The 21,071-nt window shown below is 73.9% G+C and carries 18 protein-coding genes; 8 read left to right on the top strand and 10 right to left on the bottom strand.

The window, feature by feature from the left end:
* Window positions 1-105 precede the first annotated feature (105 nt).
* From HNR25_RS15065 to HNR25_RS15050, 4 genes are all read right to left on the bottom strand, one after another.
* Window positions 106-978, bottom strand: a complete 873-nt coding sequence (locus HNR25_RS15065) for an ABC transporter ATP-binding protein (RefSeq protein ID WP_184636027.1) — start codon at window positions 976-978, stop codon at window positions 106-108.
* A gap of 31 nt (window positions 979-1,009) precedes the next feature.
* Window positions 1,010-2,134 (bottom strand): FecCD family ABC transporter permease, encoded by a 1,125-nt coding sequence (locus tag HNR25_RS15060; RefSeq protein ID WP_376767505.1) that lies wholly within the window; start codon window positions 2,132-2,134, stop codon window positions 1,010-1,012.
* Window positions 2,131-3,237, bottom strand: coding sequence for a FecCD family ABC transporter permease (locus HNR25_RS15055; RefSeq protein WP_184636025.1), 1,107 nt, complete (start codon window positions 3,235-3,237; stop codon window positions 2,131-2,133). The genes HNR25_RS15060 and HNR25_RS15055 overlap by 4 nt, the downstream gene beginning before the upstream one ends.
* Before the next feature lie 242 nt (window positions 3,238-3,479).
* A complete protein-coding gene (locus HNR25_RS15050; protein ID WP_184636023.1) occupies window positions 3,480-5,798 on the bottom strand; it encodes a molybdopterin-dependent oxidoreductase in 2,319 nt (772 codons plus the stop codon).
* Window positions 5,799-6,081: 283 nt separating this feature from the next.
* On the opposite strand from HNR25_RS15050, the gene HNR25_RS15045 reads away from it, so the two are divergent.
* The 7 genes from HNR25_RS15045 to HNR25_RS15015 all read left to right on the top strand — a co-directional run bounded on the left by HNR25_RS15045 (window position 6,082) and on the right by HNR25_RS15015 (window position 12,879).
* Entirely contained in the window at window positions 6,082-7,035 is a 954-nt protein-coding gene (locus HNR25_RS15045) for an HpcH/HpaI aldolase/citrate lyase family protein (RefSeq protein WP_184636021.1), read from the top strand.
* A 167-nt stretch (window positions 7,036-7,202) separates the two neighbouring features.
* Window positions 7,203-8,225, top strand: a complete 1,023-nt coding sequence (locus HNR25_RS15040) for a bifunctional helix-turn-helix transcriptional regulator/GNAT family N-acetyltransferase (protein WP_184636019.1) — start codon at window positions 7,203-7,205, stop codon at window positions 8,223-8,225.
* 119 nt (window positions 8,226-8,344) lie between these two features.
* On the top strand, window positions 8,345-8,533 hold the full coding sequence (locus HNR25_RS15035) for a glycine zipper domain-containing protein (RefSeq protein ID WP_184636017.1): 189 nt from the start codon (window positions 8,345-8,347) through the stop codon (window positions 8,531-8,533).
* A complete protein-coding gene (locus tag HNR25_RS15030; RefSeq protein WP_184636015.1) occupies window positions 8,530-9,102 on the top strand; it encodes a hypothetical protein in 573 nt (190 codons plus the stop codon). Before HNR25_RS15035 ends, HNR25_RS15030 begins: the two co-directional genes overlap by 4 nt.
* A 114-nt stretch (window positions 9,103-9,216) precedes the next feature.
* On the top strand, window positions 9,217-9,924 hold the full coding sequence (locus HNR25_RS15025; RefSeq protein ID WP_184636013.1) for a response regulator transcription factor: 708 nt from the start codon (window positions 9,217-9,219) through the stop codon (window positions 9,922-9,924).
* 7 nt (window positions 9,925-9,931) lie between these two features.
* On the top strand, window positions 9,932-11,371 hold the full coding sequence (locus HNR25_RS15020) for a sensor histidine kinase (protein ID WP_184636011.1): 1,440 nt from the start codon (window positions 9,932-9,934) through the stop codon (window positions 11,369-11,371).
* 458 nt (window positions 11,372-11,829) lie between these two features.
* Window positions 11,830-12,879, top strand: coding sequence for a DMT family transporter (locus tag HNR25_RS15015; protein ID WP_221457584.1), 1,050 nt, complete (start codon window positions 11,830-11,832; stop codon window positions 12,877-12,879).
* Here the strand turns inward: HNR25_RS15015 and HNR25_RS15010 are convergent.
* From HNR25_RS15010 to HNR25_RS14995, 4 genes are all read right to left on the bottom strand, one after another.
* Window positions 12,804-14,846 carry a trypsin-like peptidase domain-containing protein gene (locus HNR25_RS15010; RefSeq protein ID WP_184636009.1) on the bottom strand — a complete coding sequence of 681 codons (2,043 nt, stop codon included), beginning with the start codon at window positions 14,844-14,846 and terminating at the stop codon, window positions 12,804-12,806. The two genes, HNR25_RS15015 and HNR25_RS15010, sit on opposite strands and share 76 nt — an antisense overlap.
* Before the next feature lie 324 nt (window positions 14,847-15,170).
* On the bottom strand, window positions 15,171-16,037 hold the full coding sequence (locus HNR25_RS15005) for a sulfurtransferase (RefSeq protein WP_184636007.1): 867 nt from the start codon (window positions 16,035-16,037) through the stop codon (window positions 15,171-15,173).
* A 29-nt stretch (window positions 16,038-16,066) separates the two neighbouring features.
* On the bottom strand, window positions 16,067-16,483 hold the full coding sequence (locus HNR25_RS15000; protein WP_184636006.1) for a hypothetical protein: 417 nt from the start codon (window positions 16,481-16,483) through the stop codon (window positions 16,067-16,069).
* Window positions 16,476-16,841, bottom strand: a complete 366-nt coding sequence (locus HNR25_RS14995; protein WP_184636004.1) for a hypothetical protein — start codon at window positions 16,839-16,841, stop codon at window positions 16,476-16,478. The genes HNR25_RS15000 and HNR25_RS14995 overlap by 8 nt, the downstream gene beginning before the upstream one ends.
* A 218-nt stretch (window positions 16,842-17,059) precedes the next feature.
* Between HNR25_RS14995 and HNR25_RS14990 the strand changes: the two genes are divergently transcribed.
* Entirely contained in the window at window positions 17,060-17,926 is an 867-nt protein-coding gene (locus HNR25_RS14990) for an LLM class F420-dependent oxidoreductase (protein ID WP_312862554.1), read from the top strand.
* A gap of 193 nt (window positions 17,927-18,119) precedes the next feature.
* Here HNR25_RS14990 and guaA read toward each other — a convergent pair whose 3' ends face one another.
* On the bottom strand, window positions 18,120-19,709 hold the full coding sequence (gene guaA / locus HNR25_RS14985; RefSeq protein ID WP_184636002.1) for a glutamine-hydrolyzing GMP synthase: 1,590 nt from the start codon (window positions 19,707-19,709) through the stop codon (window positions 18,120-18,122).
* 80 nt (window positions 19,710-19,789) lie between these two features.
* Complete coding sequence (locus tag HNR25_RS14980) at window positions 19,790-20,869, bottom strand: PP2C family protein-serine/threonine phosphatase (RefSeq protein WP_312862553.1); 1,080 nt, start codon at window positions 20,867-20,869, stop codon at window positions 19,790-19,792.
* Window positions 20,870-21,071 lie beyond the last annotated feature (202 nt).

Raw genomic sequence — 21,071 nt, 5'->3', positions numbered from 1 at the left:
TGCCGACGGTCCCTCCGCGCCGGGGCGCGACGCGGCACCGCCCGGTGAGCGGCGGTGCCGCGTGCCTGCCGCGGCGCGCCGGCCGCGGCGGAGGGCCCGGCCCGGCTACGCGCTGCGGCGGTCCTCGGTGGTGTCGGGGGCCGTCTCGGCGAGGGGCCGGTCCGGGCGGTCGCGGCGGGCGATGCGGCCGCCGCGGTCGACGGGGACCACCAGCGGGGTGCCCGTCTCCGGGTCGGGGATCACGCGCACCGGCATGCAGAAGACCTCCTCCACCAGCTCCTCGGTGATGATGTCGGACGGGCTTCCTTCGGCGACGACCTGGCCGTCCTTCATCGCGATGAGGTGGGTGGCGTAGCGGCACGCGTGGTTGAGGTCGTGCAGGACCGCGACGAGGGTGTAGGAGCGCTCCTGGTGCAGCTCGGCGCACAGGTCGAGGACGTCCATCTGGTGGGCGATGTCCAGGTAGGTCGTGGGCTCGTCGAGGAGCAGCAGCGGGGTCTGCTGCGCCAGCACCATGGCCAGCCACACGCGCTGGCGCTGCCCGCCCGAGAGTTCGTCGACCATGCGGCCGGCGAGGTCGACGGTCCCGGTGGCGTCCATGGCCTCGGTGATGACCTGCTCGTCGGTCCGCGACCACTGCTTGAGGAACTTCTGGTGCGGGTAGCGGCCGCGCGCCACCAGGTCGGCGACGGTGATGCCGTCGGGGGCGATGGAGGACTGCGGCAGCAGCCCCAGGCGGCGCGCGACTTCCTTGGAGGGGTAGGAGCCGATCATGCGCCCGTCGAGGCGGACGGCGCCGTGACTGGGTTTGAGCATCCGCGAGAGCGCGCGCAGCAGCGTCGACTTGCCGCACGCGTTGGGTCCGACGATCACCGTGAAGGAGTTGTCCGGGATGGTGATGCCGAGGTCGCGGGAGACCACGCTGTGGTCGTAGGCCAGGGTCAGGTTCTCGCCCCACAGCCGGGCCGAATCGGGCATCGTCTCTCCTAGGTGTGTCTGGTGGCCGGATTCAGGCATGTCCGGTGCGCCATTCCCGATAGAGCACCCACACCAGGTAGGTGCCGCCGATGACCGCGGTGACCACGCCCACCGGGAGCTGTACCGGGGCCAGCGCGTGCTGGGCCACCAGGTCGGCGGCGGCCAGCAGCAGTGCCCCCATGAGTGCGGCGCCGAACAGCGCGGTGCCCCGGGTGCGGGCGAGGCGGCGGACGAGTTGGGGAGCCGCCAGGGCGATGAAGCCGATCGGGCCGGACACGGCGATGGCCGCACCGGTCAGCGCGCTGGCGGCGAGCATCGCCGTGATCTGGGTGCGCTGGACGGACACCCCCAGGGCCAGGGCCGCCTGCTCGCCCATCTCCATCATGCGCAGCCGCGGCCCCAGAGCGAGGACGAGGGGCATGAGCACGGCGGAGGCGGCCGACACCGCCACCACCTCGCCCCAGCCGCGGCCGCTGAGGCTGCCGATCATCCAGATGTGGGCGGTCAGGGCTTCGGTGAGCTCGGCGCGGGTGATCAGGTAGTCGCGTACCGCCATCAGCAGCGCGTTGATGCCGATACCGACGAGGACGAGCCGGTAGCCCTGCACGCCCTGCTTGAACGCCAGCAGGTAGACGAGCACCGCGGTGGCGATTCCGCCCGCCATGGCGCCCAGCGAGACCTGCAGCATGCTGCCGCCGAACAGCAGGATGGTGGCGACGGCCCCGGTGGAGGCGCCGCCGGTGAAACCGATGATGTCGGGGCTGCCCAGCGGGTTGCGCGAAATGCTCTGGAACACGCCGCCGGCGATGCCCAGCGCGGCCCCGACGAGGACCGCCACCCAGGCGCGCGGCAACCGGACGTCGCGGACGAAGAACAGGTCGAGCCGTTCGCCCTGGCCGGCCAGCGCCCACAGCACCCGCGGCAGCGGGATGCTGTACTCGCCCATCGCCAGCGACACGGCGAACACGACCGCGGTCGCGGCCAGCAGGCCGCCGTAGATCGCGGCCACGCGGGGGCGGACGGCGAAGCTGACGCGGCCGCCCGCCAGGCGCAGCGTGCGTATCGCGAGGTCGGGGCGCCGTCCGCGGGACGCCGCGGCGCCGTCCTCGGTCGGGGTACCGGAGGACGTGCCGGTGCGCGCGGGGGTGAGAGTCACAGCTGGGCCATCCTTCTCCGCCGCACGAGGTAGATGAACACGGGTGCGCCGATCAGGGCGGTGACGATGCCGACCTCCAGCTCGCCGCCGGAGGTGATGACGCGCCCCGCCGTATCTGCCAGGGTCAGCAGCACCGCTCCGATCACGGCCGCGTACGGCAGCAGCCACCGCTGGTCGGGACCGGTGAACGTGCGGGCCAGGTGGGGCACGATCAGTCCGACGAACCAGATCGGCCCGGCCGCCGCCGTGGCTCCGCCGCACAGCAGCACGATCGCCACGGCCACCAGGGCGCGGGTGCGGTTGACGCGGGCGCCGAGCGCGGCGGCGAGGTCCTCGCCGAGCGCGACGGCGTTCAGCGCGGGCCCCAGGGTCAGGGAGAGCAGGATCCCCGCGATCAGGAACGGCCAGATGCGCAGGAAGATGTCCACGTCGCGGCCGACGAGGGAGCCCACCTGCCAGAAGCGGATCTGGTCGAAGACGAACTCGTTGAGGACGGTGATCCCGTAGACGAAGCCTTGCAGGACCGCGGCGATCGCGGTTCCGGCGAGGGCGAGGCGCACCGGGGTGGCGCCGCTCCGTCCGCGCGACCCGAGCGCGTAGACGAGCACCGCGGCGATCGCGGCGCCGGCGAAGGCGAACCAGACGTAGGCGTCGACGCCGGTCATGCCGAACACGAAGATCGCGGTGACGACCGCGGCGGCGGCGCCGGAGTTGACGCCGAGGATGCCGGGTTCGGCGATGGGGTTGCGGGTGAGGGCCTGCATGAGGGCGCCGGCCAGCCCGAGCGCGGCGCCGACGAAGATGCCGAGCGCGGTTCGGGGCAGGCGCAGATCCAGTACGACGCTGGCCTCGTAGCTGCCGTCGGGGCTGAACAGGGCGTCGAGGACGGCGCCCAGCGGGATGGCTTTGGCCCCGACCGCGATGCTGAGTAGCGCGCACACCGCGAGGGCCGCCGTCAGCGCGGCCAGGCCGGTGGTGCGCAGGGCGTGGGTGCGCGCGGTGGCGTCGGTGCGGCGGTCGAGCGCCGCCGCTGCGACGACGGAGTCGGGGGTGTCGCCGTCGTCTCCGGCCACGGGGGCGGCGGACGGCCGTTCCAGGCTCATCGCGCTCCGCCGGTGGCGGCGGCCGTGCGGCGCGCGGGCAGGGGCAGCACTGTTCCTCCGGGGCGGTTCCGCGATCCTCTCGAACTTAGTAGAGGCTAACCTATCCCTGGACCCGGTGAAAGTGGGAGCGGGAAGTGACCGGCGCCTCCCTGCCGGCACGGGTGCGCACCGCAGCGGGCGCGCTACGGTCCGCCCACAGCCGCGCGGTCCCGGCCGCGCACCCGCCGCACCCGCCTGCGCTCTTACCGCGGGCGCAGCCGCGGCGGCTCGAAAACCCGCACCGGCGGCGGGTCGCCGTCGTAGCGGTCCACCTCCACGAGCACGTGCTGACCCGTGGTGCCCTGGCTCAGCGCCGAGGATCCGGTGTCGGCGGTGAGCACGTTGGGGTTGCCGTGGACACAGGTGGCCTCGGGCGACGAGGGGTCGTACCAGGCGCCGGTGGACAGCTGGACGACGTCGGGGCGCACGTCGGTGCTGGTCTCCACGCCCGCCAGCAGGCTGCCGCGGTCGTTGTGCACCCGCACCACGTCGCCGTCGGCGACGCCGCGCGCCCGCGCGTCGCCGGGGTGCATGCGCATCCGCGCCCGGTCGGCGATCTCCAGCGACCGGCTGTAGGCGCCCATGTCGTGCTGGCTGTGCAGCTTGCCGCGCGGCTGGTTGGCGACCAGCAGCAGCGGCCACCGGCGCGACCGCTCGCTGCCCAGCCGCTCGGACGCGGGCAGCCACGCGGGGTGGCCGGGGCAGTCGTCGTAGCCGAAGGAGTCGATCGTTTCGGAGTACAGCTCGATGCGGCCGCTGGGCGTGCCCAGCGGATGGGTGTCGGGGTCGGCGCGGAAGTCGCCGAAGAGGGTGGTGTCGGCGACACGGTCGGGGATGTCCACACCGCCGGCCGCCCAGAAGGCGTCGAAGTCGGGCAGCGCGGTCGCGTACCGCGCCCGCCACTGCTCGTAGATGCGGCGCAGCCACTGCGCAGCGGTGCGGCCCTCGGTGAACTCCGCGCGGACGCCGAGCCGCTCGGCCAGGTCGGCGTAGACGTCGTACTCGTCGCGGGCGCTGCCGTGCGGGGGCACGGCGCGCGGCATGGCGCGCACCCGCAGGTCGCCTTGGCTGGCGGCGATGTCGTCGCGCTCCAGCGAGGTGGTCGAGGGCAGCACGATGTCGGCGTGGCGGGCGGTGGCGGTCCAGTGGGTCTCGGCGACGACCACGGTCTCGGGGCGGCCGAAGGCGCGGGTGAGTCGCGCGAGGTCCTGGTGGTGGTGGAACGGGTTGCCGCCGGACCACACCACCATGCGGATGTCGGGGTAGGTGCGGCGCCGGCCGTTGTAGTCGTAGGGCTCGCCGGGATGCAGCAGCATGTCGGCGACGCGGGCGACGGGGATCGACGCGTCGATCGGGTTCATGCCCTGCAGGAAGCGCGGCAGCCCCGAGGGGGTGGATCCGCCGGCGTAGTTGCCGCTGGATCCGTAGCCGGTGGCGAACCCGCCGCCGGGCAGCCCGATCTGGCCCAGGCAGGCGGCCAGGGCGACGCCGCCCCACAGCGGCTGCTCGCCGAACCGGGTGCGCTGCACCGACCAGCCGACGTTGACCAGCGTGCGGCCGGCGGCCATGCGCCGGGCGAGACCGCGCAGGGTGCCCGCGGACAGGCCGCACAGCTCTTCGGCCCACTCGGGGGTCGTGGCGACCCCGTCGCGCACCCCGGCGACGTAGTCGCGCAGCACGCCGGCGCCGACGGTGCAGCGGGCGAGGAAGGCGCGGTCGACCAGGTCCTCGTCGAACAGGGTGTGGATGAGGGCGAGTTGGACCGCGGTGTCGCTTCCGGGGTCGGCGGGCAGCCATTCGGCGCCCATCTCGTCGACGGTGTCGTCGCGCAGCGGACTGACGGAGACCGTGCGCACACCCGCGCCGGCGGCGGCGCGCATGCCTTCGGCGGCGGTCTGGCGGGCCCGCCCGCCCGAGGCGTTCCAGGTGTTGGACAGCCGCAGGCCGCCGAAGGTCACCACCAGGTCGGTGTGCTCGGCGACGGCCTCCCAGGTGGGGGCGCGCTCCAGCAGGTCGGCGGTGCCGCCCTGGCCCACGACGTGGGGCAGCAGCACTTCGACGCAGGCGTGGCTGTAGGTGGTGCGGGAGCGGGTGTAGCCGCCGATGGTGTTGAGGAAGCGGTGCACCTGGCTCTGGGAGTGGTGGAGCCGGCCGGCGCTGGCCCAGCCGTAGGAACCGCCGTAGATCGCGGTGTTGCCGTGGTCGCGGCGGACCCGGTCGAACTCCGCGGCCAGCAGGTCCAGCACCGCGTCCCAGTCCAGTTCGACGTACTCGTCGGCGGGCGAGCCGCGCAGGCCGTCCGCGCCGGGGCCGTTCTCCAGCCAGCGGCGCCGTACCGCGGGCGCGGCCACCCGGGTGGCGTGGTGCTGGGCGTCGGGGACGTTGCGGCTGATGGGCGAAGAGTCGGTGTCGCCGGCGCCCGGGCGCACGCCGACGACGCGCTCGCCCGAGACGAGGACGTCGTAGGCGCCCCAGTGCGAGCTGGTGGGGCGGCCGGTCGTGCGCTCGTCCTGACGGTCCATCGCGCCTCTTCCCCCCGTGGGGCGCCGTCGGCTCCGTGTCTCCTGCGCCGCCCGCACGCCCCGGTCCTCACTCGTGTCCGCTCCGCACTCTATGCGCGGTCCGGTCGGGCGGGGCGAGCCGTGCGCTGCGGCATGCCTCACGGCCGGACCGCTGCGGGAACCGCCGGCGGGAGCGCACGCTGCCGCGCCGGTTTGCGAGGATGTCCGGCGACGGCGCCGCCGCTGACCGCGGCGGTCGCGGGCGGCGGCCGCCGCCCGGTCCGGTCGAAGCGAAGGAGGATGCATGAGCGCGGGGGCATCGCGGTCGCGCCGCTCGGTTCTGGCGGTACCGGCGTCCAACAGCAGGTTCATCGAGAAGGCGCGCGGCCTGGATTCCGACGCCGTCTTTCTGGACCTGGAGGACGCCGTCGCTCCGGCGGAGAAGGCGGCGGCGCGCACCAACGCCGCGGCCGCGATCGACGCCGGCGGGTGGGGCCGGAGAGTGCGCACCGTGCGGGTCAACGCCCTCGACACGCCGTGGACCTACCGCGACGTCATCGCGGTCGTGGAGGGGGCGGGCGCCGAGCTGGACTGCCTGGTGCTGCCCAAGGTCACCACGCCCGACCATGTGCGCTGGCTGGACACGCTGCTGACCCAGATCGAGGCGGCCAACGGCCTGCAACCGGGCCGGATCGGCATCGAGGCCCAGATCGAGGACGCCCGCGGCGCGCTGCGGGCCGACGAGATCGGCGCGTCCTCGCCGCGGCTGGAGAGCCTGGTCTACGGACCCGCGGACTTCATGGCCTCGGTCAATATGCGCACGCTGGTCGTCGGCGAGCAGCCGCCCGGCTACGACACCGGCGACGCCTACCACTACGTTCTGATGCGCATCCTGCTGGCCGCCCGCGCCAACGGGTTGCAGGCGATCGACGGCCCTTACCTGCAGATCCGCGATGTCGAGGCGTTCCGCCGCTCGGCCGGGCGCACCGCGGCGCTCGGCTTCGACGGGAAGTGGGTGCTGCACCCGCTCCAGGTGGAGGCCGCCAACGAGGTCTACACGCCCAGTCGGAGCGACTACGACCACGCGGAGCGGATCCTGGAGGCCTACGAGCACGCCACGGACGTGCAGCGCCGGGGTGCGGTGATGCTGGACGGGGAGATGCTCGACGAGGCCTCGCGCAAGATGGCCCTGGTCGTGGCCGGAAAGGGCCGCGCGGCCGGTCTGGGGCGCAGTGCGGAACCCGGCGGCGAGGGCTGAGGGCGCTTCCGGCGGGTAGCCCGGCCGCCCGCCGCTCCTTCGGGGCGCTGGGAGCCGCCGATCGGCTTTCCCGCGGCCGACCGGTGCGCTAAATTGTTTGTCAGAGTCAAACATTACTGCTCCGGCGGCCTGGAGCCGGCCGGAGCGGGCCACCCGTGGAGGCCGCCATGAACACGCCGGCAACCGGTACCGGTGTCCCGCCTGAGGACGTTTCCGCGATCCGCGCGTTCAACCGCTTCTACACACACCGCGTCGGGGTGGTCAAACCCGGCATGCTCGACTCTCCGTGGTCGCTGACCGAAGTCCGCATCCTCTACGAGCTGCGGCACCGCTCCCGCGTCGAAGCCCTCGACCTGCGCCGCGACCTGGACATGGACGCCGGACAACTCAGCCGGGTACTGACCCGGCTGCAACGCAACGGCCTCGTCGCGCGCTCGCCGTCCTCGTCGGACCGGCGCAGGCAGGTCGTGGAACTGACGGATGAGGGCACGGAGGCGGCGGCGACCCTGGACGACCGCGCGAACGAACAGGTCGTCGGGCTGGTGTCGCACCTGTCGGAGGGCGATCGGGACCGGCTGATCGGGGCTATGGGCACCGTGCGGCGGCTGTTCGACGAGCCCCGCCCGCGTACCGGCGCCGAGCATCCGGGCGCCCGTGCCGAACCGCCCCAGGAGCGCGGGGCGACTCCGACCGCCTCCGAACCGGCGTACTCCGAGGCCGCCCTGCGTGAACCGCGCCCGGGCGACCTCGGCTGGATCGTCGAGCGCCACGGAACCCTCTACGCCGACGAGTACGGATGGGACTCCTCGTTCGAGGCGTGGGTCGCGGGCCTCGTCGCCGACTACGCCCGCGCGCCCGACCGCACGGGGCAGCACCTGTGGATCGCCGAACTGGACGGCCTGCGCGCCGGCTGCATCGCGTGCACGCGCGAGGACGAGCGGACCGCGCGGCTGCGGCTGTTCCTCGTGGAGCCGACTGCGCGCGGCCGCGGCGTCGGAGGGCTGCTGATGCGGCGATGCCTGGATTTCGCCCGCTCAGCCGGCTACCGGCGCATGGTGCTGTCCACCTACTCCGTGCTGGCGGCCGCGCGCCGCGTCTACGAGGGCAGCGGATTCCACCTGGCCTCCGCGCAGCCGGAGCGGGTCTTCGGCCGCGACCTCACGGCCCAGGTCTGGGAGCGCGGGCTATAAAGCCGAGCCGAGCGGTGCTACCCGGAACGCCGACGACGGAACCGGCGGAGACCGCGCCGCGTCCGGGTTCTCCCGTGTTCTACCACGCCGACCGTGCGCATATGAGGAGGACCGCAGCGATGAAGCGGCACGAAGCCCTTGCTGTCGGCATGGCCGTCGGCGCCGGATCCGGAATCGCCATCGGGGTGGCCCTGGACAACGTGGGCGTGGGCCTCGCCATCGGAGTCGGCCTCGGCGTCGCTCTGGGGTCGGCGTTCCAGGAGGACGGCGACGGCGACGGCGACGGCGACGGCGAGCACAGCACATGAACCAGCGCGTCCTCGGCATCGGCTCCGCGTTCGGGGCGGTGTTCGTCTTCGCCAACGCCGGCGCCCCGATGCCGCCGCACATGGTCCTGGCCGCGCGTGCCGCGGCGGCGGCCGCCCTCGCGGCGGCCGTGCTGCTGGGCCTGGCGGCCGCCCGCGCGGGCGCACCCTCCGGCTTCCCGCGGGTGCCGCCGACGGTGCCGCGCGGCGCCGGCGGGCGGCGGGGCATGTTCACGCGGGGGTTCCTGGGAGTCGTCTTCACCGAGGCCGTGCTGCTCATCGGCGGGTTCCGAGCCATCCGCGTCTTCGACGCGCCGCCGGAGACCAACGTCGCCTGGATCGCCGTTGTCGTCGGGCTGCACTTCATCGCCCTCGCGGCGGTCTGGACGGCGCCGAGCGTCGCCGTTCCGGGCGCGGTGCTGACCGCCCTGGGCGCCGCGGGTTTCGCGCTGGCGGCGCTCTCGCTGACACCGTGGGTGCCCGCCGTCAGCGGCGTGCTCTCCGGCGTGACCCTGCTCGCCTGCGGAGTCGCCGCCACGGCGGCGGCGTGGGCCGCCACCCGCCGGTCCTGAGTCCGGACTCCGGCGGCGCGCGGGGCTGCCGTATCCCGGTGCGCCGGAGCGCACCCGCCGCGACCTCGTGTTCCTCTTACCGGCGGCTAACCCGGATGCGCCACCATTGACGGTATGACCCGACCCAGCAGCGTCCTGATCGCCGACGACGACCGCGCCATCCGCGACTCCCTGGAGCGGGCCCTGCAGCTGGAGGGCTACGCGGTGCGCACGACGGGCGACGGCGTCGAGACACTGGCGGCAGTGCACAGCGAGCCGGCTGATCTGCTGGTGCTGGACGTGATGATGCCCGGCGTCGACGGCCTGGGGGTGTGCCGGGTACTGCGCAAGGAGGGCGACCGCACTCCGATCCTGATGCTGACGGCGCGAGTGGAGACCTCCGACCGGGTGGCCGGGCTGGACGCCGGCGCCGACGACTACCTGCCCAAACCCTTCGAGCTGGAGGAGCTGCTGGCGCGGCTGCGGGCGCTGCTGCGCCGCGCGGAGCCCACCGACGAGAACGGGGTCGCCGAACCGCCGATGCAGGTGGGCGACTTGCGGCTGGACCCGGGGTCGCGCCGGGTATGGCGCGGCGGCGCGGAGATCGAGCTGTCCAAGACGGAGTTCGACCTGCTGGAGCTGCTCATGCGCAACGCGGGCATCGTCCTGGACCACCCCACCATCTACGACCGCATCTGGGGCTACGACTTCGGCCCGGAGTCCAAGAACCTCGCGGTCTACATCAGCTACCTGCGCCGCAAACTGGAACCGGAGGGCACGCCGCCGCTGATCCACACCGTGCGGGGCGTGGGCTACACGGTCCGCCCGCACGAGGCGGGGTGACCCGGTGATGGGCGGCAGGCTCCGCAGCGCTTCGGGCCGACTGAGGCGGCACATCACGCCGATGCGCGACTGGCGCCTGGGCACCCGCTTCGCGGTGTCGTTCGCGCTGGTGGCCGCCGTGGTGATCGCGCTGGTGGGCTCGTTGGCCTACAACACCGCGGCGTTTTTGATCCGAACCGACGCGCAGACCGAGTTCGACACCACCGTCCAGAACCTCTCGCGCAACATGCGCGGCCCGAGCATGGACCCGCTGGGCAGTGAGGGCGCATTGGCCGTCCTGCACTCCCAGTCCTTCACCTTCCAGGTCGTCACCCCCGACGGCGGGGTACAGGTGCCGGTGCGCGACAAGGAAGAGGTGCGCTTCCTGCCCGTCACCGACGACGACCACCGGATCGCGGCGGAGGAGGAGCCCGGTGTCGTCCACACCCGGGAGGACAGCGCCCACGGCGAGGACTACCGCATAGCCAGCGTCTCCCTGGGCGGCGAGGGCGGCGCCGTCCAGATCGGGCAGCGGCTGTCCCCGACCGAGCAGATGCTGAGCCGGCTCGCCATGCAGATGCTGGGCGTCGGAGCGGCCGTGCTGATCGGCGCGGGCGTGGCCGGGTGGCTGATCGGCCGCCGGGTCACCGGGCGCCTGGTGCGGCTGACCGAGGCGGCCGAATACGTGAGTTCCACCGGCCGGCTGGACTACCCGGTACCGGGCGGCGACGCCGCGAACGGCCGGGCTTCGGCCGACGAGGTCGGCCGGCTCGGCAACGCGTTCAGCGCGATGCTCACCCGGTTGGCCTCATCCAAGGAGGATCAGCGGCGGCTGGTGCAGAACGCCTCGCACGAGCTGCGCACTCCGCTGACGAGCCTGCGCACCAACGTCAGCGTGATGAAGCGCTTCGACCAGCTCCCGCCGGAGGGCCGCGAACAGCTCGTCGACGACCTCCAAGGCGAGACGCGGGAGCTGACCGGCCTGGTCGACGAGCTGGTGCAGCTGGCCACCGACAGGCGCGAAGACGAACAACCGACCGACGTGCGGTTGGGCGAGCTGGCCGAACGCGTGGCCGACCGCACCCGCCGCCGCACCGGGCGCGACGTCGCCGTCGACGCCGACGGCACCGTCGTCCACGGCAGGCCCGGGGATCTGGAACGCGCCCTGTCCAACCCGGTGGAGAACGCGGCGAAATTCGACCCGGACGGCGCCGAGCCCATCGCGGTCGTGGTGCGCGAGGGACGGGTGGAGGTCCGCGACCGCGGCCCCGGGCTCGACGAGCAGGAGCTGGAGCACATCTTCGAGCGCTTCTACCGTTCGGCTTCGGCGCGCAGCATGCCCGGATCCGGGCTGGGGCTGTCGATGGTGCACGACATCGTCTCCGCCCACGGCGGCCACGTGCTGGCCGCCAACCGCAGCGGCGGCGGCGCCGTCGTCGGGTTCCAGCTGCCGCCGAAGACCGGGTAGGGCGCGCACCGGCGGAGCAGCGGGCCTGCCGCGCTCCGCGCCGATCCGCCGGCCCGCGCCCGCCGCCCCACCCTTGAGGGCGGCGGGCGCATCTGCGTTTATCGAACCTTAACCCGCTGACCTGGAAAATCCCCGGGAAATCGGGACGGGCCCGGTGGCCGGCGGGGCACCGGCGGCGCAGTTTCCTTCGGCGGATACTCCGCGCCGCGGCGTTCGGGCTTCTGCGGATGCTCATCGCGGCGGTGGGCATCCGGCACGCTCGGGCCGGGCGTCCGAACACGCACGGGAAACCCGCGGACCGCTCCCCCGGCGGCACCGGGCGAGCGCGGACCGCGACCGGTTCCGCCTCGGCCGGAACCGCTTACGGCTACCCGGCGCCCCACCGCCGGATCCGCGACCGACCGCCGTACCGCCGTACTCGCGCAGTGGGCGGGACGCACGAGGAGGCGCAGCAGCCTATGACGTCGCCAGTGGCCGTCGCCGTCGCGGGCGCGCTCGCCGTCGCCGCGGGGGCCGCCCTCCAGGAGCGGTCGGTGGTGCGCGCGCCTCGGCTGGGCCAGTTGCGGATGCTGTCGTTCCTGCTGCGCAGCCGCAGCTGGTGTCTGGGCACCCTGCTGACCGCGGCAGGCGTCGTCGCGCACATGCTGGCGCTGGCCTGCGCACCGCTGATCGTCATCCAGCCCATCGGGGTGAGCGGGCTGCTGTCCGCGGTGATGCTGTCGGCGTTCTTCCGCCGGCAGCGGCTGACGAAGATGCAGGTCACCGGGTGCCTCACGGTGACCGCCGGGCTGGCCGGACTTCTGGTCACCCTGCCCTCGCATGCGGGCGTTCCGGAGCCCTCACGGGCCGAGACCGTCCTCATGCCGGCGGGGTGCGCGGCGGTGCTGCTGCTGTGCGCGGCCACCGCCCGCTTCACCGGAGCGGTCACACGGGCCTGGGTCCTCGCGCTGGGCGGCGGGGTCGCCTACGGGGCGACCTCGGCGTTCGCGCGCGTCGTGGGTGCGGCCGCCGTCACCGACCTGTCGGCCGTCGTCCAGCCGCTGACGGCTGTGGCGCCGGCGGTGGGGCTGGCCGGCGCCGTCGCCGTGCAGAACGCCTACCGCAGCGGGCACTTCGCGCTCGCATACGCGACGCTGCTGATCAGCGACCCGCTGGCGGCGGCGGCGATCGGTGTGGCCGCCTTCGGCGAACCGCTTCCGACGGGACCGGTCGACGGCTCGGTCGCGGCCGCGGCCGCGGTCCTGCTCACGATCGGCGTGGTCACCCTCGCTCGCGCCGGCCGCCCGGCTGCGACCTGTCCGGCCCCCGCGGCCGTCGGGGGTCCCCTCGGGGCCGTCCGCGCCATGAGGGCCCGGCGCGGAACGTCCGCGCCGGGCCCTGCCGCACTCCCCTTCCCCTCGGTCCGCGGGAAGCGCCGGCGGCCTCGGTTCCGTCAGCCGTTCAGGCTGTCGGAGGACTGGGCCGACAGCGTCACCTCGGTCTCGTGCTCCTCGTCGTCGCGGACGTAGCCGATCGTGATCGTGTCGCCGGGCTGGTGGGCGCGGATCGCGGCGATGAGCGCGTTGGGGTCGTCGACCTTCTCGCCGTCGACGTGGGTGACCCGGTCCCCGCGCTCCAGTCCGGCCTGATCGGCGGCACCGCCGTCGCTGGTGTCGACGATCCTGGACCCCGCGCCGTTGCCCTGGGTGATGGTGGCCTCGACGGCGGCGTAGTCGGCCGAACCGTCCTCGATGAGCTGCTGGGCGATGGGCTTGGCCTGGTTGATCGGGATGGAGAACCCGAGCCCGATCGAGCCCGCCTGGCCCATGGAGCTCGTCGAGGCGATCGCGGTGTTGATGCCGATGACCTCACCGTTCATGTTCATCAGCGGTCCGCCCGAGTTGCCCGGGTTGATGGGCGCGTCGGTCTGGATGGCGTTGATGACCGTGGAGGTCTGCAGCTGCTCCTGGTCCTGTTCCTGCTGCTCTTCCTGCTCGGGGTCTTCGGGGAGCCCGAAGGGGTTCTCCGGTTCCTGCTGCTGCCCGCTCGTCCCGGTGTTGACGGGGCGGTTCATGGCGCTGACCACCCCGTTGGTGACGGTGCCCTGCAGCCCCAGCGGGGAGCCGATCGCGACGACGTCGGCGCCGACCTCGACCTTGTCGGAGTCGCCGAGCTCGGCGGTGGTGAGCCCGCTCTTGTTCTGGGCTTCGATGACCGCGAGGTCGGAGACCGGGTCGGAGCCGAGGATCTGCGCCGGGGCCTCGCTGCCGTCGTTGAAGGCGACGTCGACCGTGTCGCCTTCGGCGGCGGTAACCACATGGGAGTTGGTGAGGATCCGGCCGTCGGAGCTGATGATGACACCGCTGCCGGCGCCCTGGCCGGCCCCGATCGAGACCACGCTGGGCAGCGCCTGGTCGGCCACTGCGCTGACGTCACCGCTGGAGACCGATCCCCCGGAGTCGCCGTCCAGCGCCGAAGTGCCTCCGCCGCCGAAGAGCCAGGCGGTCAGCGCGGCCGCGGCCGGACCCACGACCAGGCTGGTGATCAGCGCCGTCGCCGCGGCGACCAGCACTACCGTGTTGCGGCGGAAGAACGACGGCGTGCGCTGCTCGTCGCCGTGCGGGCCGCCGGGGTGGCCTTCGCCGTAGGGCGGCGGCGGGTAGCCGCCTCCCGGTCCGCCCGGTCCGGCCGGGCCTCCCGGATGCCCGGGGTGGCCGGGATAGCCCGGGCCGCCGGGGTGCGCCCCCGGGGCGGGCCAGCCGCCGGAGTAGGGGGCTCCCGGATCCGTCCCCGGTCCGTACGGGCCGCCTCCGGGGTGGCCCGGGGCGCCTGCACCGGCGCCGGACCAGGACGCGGATTCGGTGCCGCCGGGATGCGCGGGCGGCGGCGCGTAGGGGCCCGGTGCGGGACCGGCGGGCCCCGCCGAGGCCCCTGCCTCGGACGGTCCGGCGGACGGGGCGGCCGGCGGGTGCTGGGCATGCGGGGTCGTCTGGCTCGCGTCCTGGGGATAGGCCCACTGCGGCTGCTCCTCCGGGGCAGCAGCGGACGGATCCCGGTACGGCTGGGGCTGCGGCGGTTCCGGCCGCCGGCCGGCCTGATCGTCGGCTGCGGACGGCTCCTCCCGGGCGGCTTCCGCACCGGCGGAGGCCGCACCGGCGGGGGCCGCACCGTCCGGACCCTCGCCGGCCTCGTCCGGCACGCCGGCGCGCGGCGGGCGGTTGGCTACAGCGGAGCGCCACGGTCCGGTGGTCTCCGATCCGCGGCCTTCCGGTTCGCCGCCGGAAGCGGCGCCGGACGGTCCGGTTCCCGGCTCCGGATCGGCTCCGCTTCCGGCTGCGGCCTCGGGCTGCTGCGCGCTGTCGGCAGGCTCGGCCGAGGACGCGGGGCCGGCGCCGGACCCGACCGGGTCCGCGGACGTGTCGGCCGGCTCCGCCGGACGGCCGACGCCGTCCTCGCCCCCGGCGGGAAAGCCCTGGTTGGGGTCGCTGGCACTCATTCGCTCCTCCGGATACTCGACCTGTTACCGACAACGATCGGAGGCTGAGGTTAGAAGGCGGTGAGACGGCGCCTAGCCCGCGTTTCGAGTTCCGGTTCACCTCTCCGCCGGGGCCCGCAGCGGCGTCCGCGTTCCTACGGTGCCCCTACCCGTTCGCCGAAGTGAGGCGACATCGGCGCGTCGCCTCCTGCATAGGCGGAAATATGCCCCATGGTGAAGGGCGGCAGTGCCCTCACCGGAATCGCCGTCTCCGGCCCCTTCCACTGTGCCTCTGGTCAACCGCGTGGCCGCCCACTGACCCTGGGTCCATCGGCCACGCGGTGTTCACGCGGCCCCGCCGCCCTCCCCCGTTTCCACCGGCAGCCCGCTGTCGGCCCCCCATGCGCTCCACGAGCCGGGGTAGAGGCGGGCACCGGTGTATCCGGCGTGTTCGAGGGCGAGCAGATCATGGCAGGCGGTGACGCCCGAACCACAGTAAGCGGTGATATTCGCGGCGGAGTCGGCGCCCAGGGCGCGGAAGCGTTCCCGCAGCCGCTCGGGGGCGGCCATGCGCCCGTCGGCGGCGAGGTTCCCGGCCCACGCGGCGCTGCGGGCACCGGGGATGTGCCCCGGTCGCCCGTCCACCGGGGCGGGCCGGTCCCCGGTGTAGCGCTCGCGGGAACGGGCGTCGATCAGCAGCCGGCGCGGGTCGGCGGTGTCCGCGCGCACGCCGGCGGTGTCGGCGACGCGGTCGGCGGGCCAGGCGGCGGGTGTGCGCTCGCTGCGGACCGGGTCGGCGCCGCCGGTATCGAGCGGACCGGGCCAGGCACCGATCCCGCCGTCGAGCAGCGCGGCGGGCGAGCCCAGGATCCGCAGCATCCACACGAGCCGCGCCGCGGTGGAACCGCCGCTGTCGTCGTAGGCGACCACGGGCGTGCCGTCGCCGATGCCCAGGGCGGCCATGGACGCGGCGAAGTCCTCCGGTGCGGGCAGCGGGTGCCGGCCGCCGGCCTCGGTCGCGGGGCCCGCCAGATCGGTGTCGACGTCGACGAAGACCGCACCGGGCAGGTGCCCGTTCAGGTAGGCGTCGCGGCCGGACCGGCCGTCGAGATACCAGCGGACGTCGGCGAGCAGCACCTCGTTCCGGTGCGCCGCCGCCCAGCGCGGTGAAACGACGACGGGCAGCGCGGGCGTGTTCGCTTCTGATGGCATGGTTGCAAGCTACCCGGGCGCCGCGGGGATCAGACGGGGCCGTCGGCGGCGCGGGAGCGGCCGACGCGGCGCACCCACCACAGCCCCAGCACCGGTAGCACCAGCGGGATGAACAGGTAGCCGCTGCCGAAGCGCGACCACACCGTGTCGTCGGGGAACGCCGCCGGGTCCAGCAGGCTGAACGCGCCCACCGCCAGCACGCCGACCAGCTCGACCGTGCACGACACCGCGGCCACGCGCATCTGGGTGCGGCCGCCGCCGATCAGGCCGATCATCGCGACGACGTAGACCGCCGCGGCGAGCGCCGAGAGCGTGTAGGCCAGCGGAGCCTCGCCGAAGCGGGTGAGGATCTGCACGGCGGCGCGCGAGGCCGCGGCGACGGCGAAGACCGCGTAGACGGCCACCAGGACGCGGCCGGGGCCGCTGCGGCCTGCGGAGTCAGACACCGGCGGGGTTCCAGATCTGTTCGAGGCGGACCAGCATCACGGGCAGGATGAGGCAGGCGAAGGCGATCACGGCGGGCCCCCAGCGGCTGCGCTCGACGAATCCCCACACCGCGCAGGCGGGCGGGATCAGCACGATGAAGACCAGGTAGCTGACGAACATCAGCGTCTGGGCGGGGCCCTCGCCTCCGGACATGAGCACCGCCGACACCACCGCCTGGGCGATCACCAGCAGCCAGAGCACGCCGACGGCCACCAGATGGGGGACGAGCATCGGCCGGTCACGGAACGTCGAGACCAGGCACCAGCCGGCCAGGATCAGCGAAGCGGTCTGGATGGTGGTGGTCAGCGCTTCGACCACGGTCGTCCTCCACCCGGATTGCAGCGGTGCGTCCCGGCGCCGTCCGCGCGCGGCCGGGCGCGCCGGAGCGAACCGGAACGATTTCTACGACAGACTGTAGTACCACGTGCCGCGTGCCGGTAATCGGGAGCGGCTCCGCCCCGCACTCGCCCCGCCGGCCGGCGCCTCGCCGCCCGCGGGAATGAATCGGCACCGACAGCGGCTGACGTGCCGTGGACGTGAGCACGCCCGAGAGAGAGCTCGCCATGAAGTACGGAATCCTGATGTTCCCGACGCACGACGCCGTCGATCCGGCGACCCTCGCCCGCGAGGTCGAGGACCGCGGCTTCGAGTCGCTCGTGTTCCCCGAGCACAGCCACATCCCGGTCAGCCGGACGTCCCCCTACCCGGGGGGCGGGGACCTGCCGCGGATGTACGTGCACACCTACGACCCGTTCGTGGGGCTGACCGCCGCGGCCGCGGCCACCTCGACGCTGCGGATCGGCACCGGGGTGTGCCTGGTGCCCCAGCGCGACCCGATCCACACCGCCAAGGAGGTCGCCAGCCTGGACCACCTCTCCGGCGGCCGGTTCCTGTTCGGTGTGGGCGCGGGCTGGAACCGCGAAGAGATGGCCGACCACGGGACCGACGCCCGCACCCGTATGCGGCGCATGGCCGAGAACATCACGGCCATGAAGGAGCTGTGGACCAAGGACGAAGCGGAATTCCACGGCGAGTTCGTCGACTTCGAGAAGAGCTGGGCCTGGCCCAAGCCCGCTCAGAAGCCGCACCCGCCGGTGATCGTCGGCGGCAACGGCCCCACCGTGGAGGAGCGCGTCGTCGCCTTCGGCGACGAGTGGATGCCGCAGGGCATCACGCTCGACAACGTCGGCGAGTTCGGGCAGCGGGTGACGCGCCTGCAGCAGTTGGCCGCCGACGCCGGGCGCGGCACCGTCCCGGTGTCGCTGTACTACGCCGAGCCCGACGAGAAGACCGTCGACGCCTACGCCGAGGCCGGTGTGGGCCGCGTGTTCTTCGGCGTCGACTCCGCCGGACGCGACACGGTACTGCCGCAGCTGGACCGGCTGGCCCGGCTCATCCACTGAGGCACGCGCCCTCCGGCTGCGAGAGCGGCCGGAGACCGGCGCTCCGGGAGCCCGCAGGAGGCCGCGCGCCGTCGGTGCCGCGGACCCGCCCCCGTGAGGCGGGTCCGCGCGCGGCGGCGCCGTGCACCGCCGACCGCACGGGGACGGCGCCGGGCCGGCCCCGCTCCGGAGCGCGGCGTGCACGCGCCGCCCGCTACTCCCACTCGATGGTGCCGGGCGGTTTGCTCGTGACGTCCAGGGTGACGCGGTTGATCTCGCGCACCTCGTTGGTGATCCGGTTGGAGACGGTCGCCAGCACCTCGTAGGGCAGCCGCGACCAGTCCGCCGTCATCGCGTCCTCGCTGCTGACCGGGCGCAGCACCACCGGGTTGCCGTAGCTGCGGCCGTCGCCCTGCACGCCCACGGAGCGCACGTCGGCCAGCAGCACCACCGGGCACTGCCAGATGTCGCGGTCCAACCCCGCGCGGGACAGCTCCTCGCGGGCGATCGCGTCGGCTTCGCGCAGCACCTCCAGGCGTTCGCGCGTGACGTCGCCGATGATGCGGATGGCCAGGCCGGGGCCCGGGAAGGGCTGGCGCCACACCATCTCGGAGGGCAGCCCCAGTTCCTCGCCGAGGCGGCGGACCTCGTCCTTGAACAGCTCCCGCAGCGGCTCGACCAGTGAGAACTGCAAGTCCTCGGGCAGCCCGCCGACGTTGTGGTGGGACTTGATGTTGGCGGCGCCGGTGCCGCCGCCCGACTCCACCACGTCGGGGTAGAGGGTCCCCTGGACCAGGTACTCGACGTCGTCGCCGTCCGCGCCGCCCTCGGCGACGACCTCGCGGGCGGCCCGCTCGAAGACCCGGATGAACTCCCGGCCGATGATCCTGCGCTTCTCCTCGGGGTCGCTGACGCCCGCCAGCGCGTCGAGGAACCGGTCCTGGGCGTCGACGACCTTGAGCACCGCTCCGGTGGCCGCGACGAAGTCCTTCTCGACCTGCTCGACCTCGCCCTTGCGCAGCAGCCCGTGGTCGACGAAGACACAGGTCAGCTGATCGCCGACGGCGCGCTGGACCAGGGCGCCGGCGACCGCGGAGTCCACGCCGCCGCTGAGCCCGCAGATGGCGCGCTTGCCGCCGACCCGGGCGCGGATGCGCTCGACCTGCTCGTCGACGATGTTGACCATGGTCCAGGCGGGGCGGCACCCGGCGCCGTTGTAGAGGAAGTGCCGCAGCACCGCCTGCCCGTGCTCGCTGTGCAGGACCTCGGGGTGGAACTGCACGCCGTAGAGGCCGCGGTCGGGCGCCTCCATCGCGGCGACGGGCGTGCTCTCGGTGCTGCCGACGGTGCGGAAGCCCTCGGGCGCCTCCGCCACCGAGTCGCCGTGGGACATCCACACGGTCTGCACGGTCGGCAGTCCGCCGAACAGCACGGTGTCGGTGCCGGCGGCCTCCATGCGGGTGCGGCCGAACTCGCTGCGCCCGGTCCGGGCGACGGTACCGCCCAGTGCCTGCACCATCGCCTGGTAGCCGTAGCAGATGCCCAGTGTGGGAACGCCGGTCTCGAACAGGTGCGCCGACGCCTGGGGGGCGCCGTCGGCGTAGACCGAGGAAGGGCCGCCGGAGAGGATGATGGCCTTGGGGCCCTTGGCGAGCATCTCCTCGACGGGCATGGTCGAGGGGACGATCTCGCTGTACACGTGGCATTCACGCACCCGCCGCGCGATCAGCTGGGCGTATTGCGCGCCGTAGTCGACGACGAGGACGGTGTCGAACGCGGTTTCGCCGGCGTCGGAAGGGGACACGGAAGAAGCCTTCCCGCGGGTAGGAGCGTGCAGCGCACGGGGATCGGATCGGCCCCCCAGTCTAGGTCCTCGCCGAGTACTCAGAGCCCGGCCACGAGGACCGCCCGGTCGTCGGCGTGGTCGGTGCGTTCGGACCAGGCCATCACCCCGGCGCAGACGTCCTTGGGCGTGGGGCCGCGGAAACCGGTGAGCAGTGCTGACAGCCGGTTCAGCCCGGTGTCGAGCGACTCGCGCCGCTGCTCGACCACGCCGTCGGTGTAGCAGACCAGCATGTCGCCGGGGTGCACCGCGACGCGCGCCGTGCGGTGCACCCCGCCCATGGAGCAGCCCAGCGGCGGGTCGACGACCGCTTCCAACCGCTCGCAGGTGCCGTCTCCGCGCAGCAGCATCGGTGGGACATGGCCGGCGTTGGCGTAGGCGAGCTCTTCGGTTCCGGGGTCGTAGACGGCGTAGCACATGGTGGCCATGCTCTCCGGCAGGTACGTGTCGACGTAGGCGTCCAAGCGGGCGGCGACGCGGTCAGGGCGGGCGCCCTCCTCCAGCGCGGCGGCGCGCAGCACGCTGCGCAGCTGCGACATGACGGTGGCCTCGGGGAGCCCGTGCCCGGCGACGTCGCCGATCACCAGGCCGACGCGGTCGGTGCCGGCGACGGGGAAGACGTCGTACCAGTCGCCGCCGACCTCGGCGCCGAAGGCGGTGGGCACGTACTCGGCGGCCACCTCCAGCGGCGCGTCGTCGACACCGCAGGGCAGCAGGCTGCGCTGCAGCCCCAGGGCGATCTCGTGCTCGCGCTCCAGCCGGGCACGCAGGCGGCGCTCACGCTCCTCGGCCGCGGCTTCGGCGGAGCCGTCGCCGCGGTCCAAGGCCGGCACCAGGCGGATCTGCACGGCCGGCTCACCGGTGTCGGCCCACGCGGCACGGTTGCCGAGACCGGGGCAGCGGCGCGGCCGCCCTTCGGGGTCGACCAGGGCGAGCACGCCGGCGCGCGGCTCGCCCGCGCGGGCCCACCGCCGCAGCGTGTCGCCGACCAGCTCGGGGCTGTCGGAGCTGATCCCGTAGAGGTTGGCTCCGGTATCGGCGCCCGGGCACAGGCGGCGCATGGCGGCGTTGCGGCCGAGGATCTCGCCGGAGAGCGCGACCAGCAGCATCGGCTCGTTCACCGTGCACGTGATCGAGCCGAACACCTCACCGGCTAGCACGGCCGGCCGCGGACCGCGCCGCCCGTCCGCGGGCCCCGGCCCGCGCTGCGGGTCGGGCGGGCCGCCGGATCGGTGGCGGGGCGGCCGGTGTCGACGCCGCTGCCGCCCCGGATAGTGGCGTCCGCTGTTGGCATGGTCCCTCCGTTGGCTGCGTAGTCGCCGC

Source organism: Streptomonospora salina (assembly GCF_014204715.1).
Lineage (GTDB): Bacteria > Actinomycetota > Actinomycetes > Streptosporangiales > Streptosporangiaceae > Streptomonospora > Streptomonospora salina.
This window is presented reverse-complemented; position numbering and strand designations above follow the sequence as displayed.

Bases quoted from the DNA above. Each gene is read 5' to 3' on its own strand.
- HNR25_RS15065 (WP_184636027.1), bottom strand. From the start codon at position 978: ATGCCCGATTCGGCCCGGCTGTGGGGCGAGAACCTGACCCTGGCCTAC.
- HNR25_RS15055 (WP_184636025.1), bottom strand. From the start codon at position 3,237: ATGAGCCTGGAACGGCCGTCCGCCGCCCCCGTGGCCGGAGACGACGGC.
- HNR25_RS15050 (WP_184636023.1), bottom strand. From the start codon at position 5,798: ATGGACCGTCAGGACGAGCGCACGACCGGCCGCCCCACCAGCTCGCAC.
- HNR25_RS15045 (WP_184636021.1), top strand. From the start codon at position 6,082: ATGAGCGCGGGGGCATCGCGGTCGCGCCGCTCGGTTCTGGCGGTACCG.
- HNR25_RS15040 (WP_184636019.1), top strand. From the start codon at position 7,203: ATGAACACGCCGGCAACCGGTACCGGTGTCCCGCCTGAGGACGTTTCC.
- HNR25_RS15035 (WP_184636017.1), top strand. From the start codon at position 8,345: ATGAAGCGGCACGAAGCCCTTGCTGTCGGCATGGCCGTCGGCGCCGGA.
- HNR25_RS15030 (WP_184636015.1), top strand. From the start codon at position 8,530: ATGAACCAGCGCGTCCTCGGCATCGGCTCCGCGTTCGGGGCGGTGTTC.
- HNR25_RS15025 (WP_184636013.1), top strand. From the start codon at position 9,217: ATGACCCGACCCAGCAGCGTCCTGATCGCCGACGACGACCGCGCCATC.
- HNR25_RS15020 (WP_184636011.1), top strand. From the start codon at position 9,932: ATGGGCGGCAGGCTCCGCAGCGCTTCGGGCCGACTGAGGCGGCACATC.
- HNR25_RS15015 (WP_221457584.1), top strand. From the start codon at position 11,830: ATGACGTCGCCAGTGGCCGTCGCCGTCGCGGGCGCGCTCGCCGTCGCC.
- HNR25_RS15010 (WP_184636009.1), bottom strand. From the start codon at position 14,846: ATGAGTGCCAGCGACCCCAACCAGGGCTTTCCCGCCGGGGGCGAGGAC.
- HNR25_RS15005 (WP_184636007.1), bottom strand. From the start codon at position 16,037: ATGCCATCAGAAGCGAACACGCCCGCGCTGCCCGTCGTCGTTTCACCG.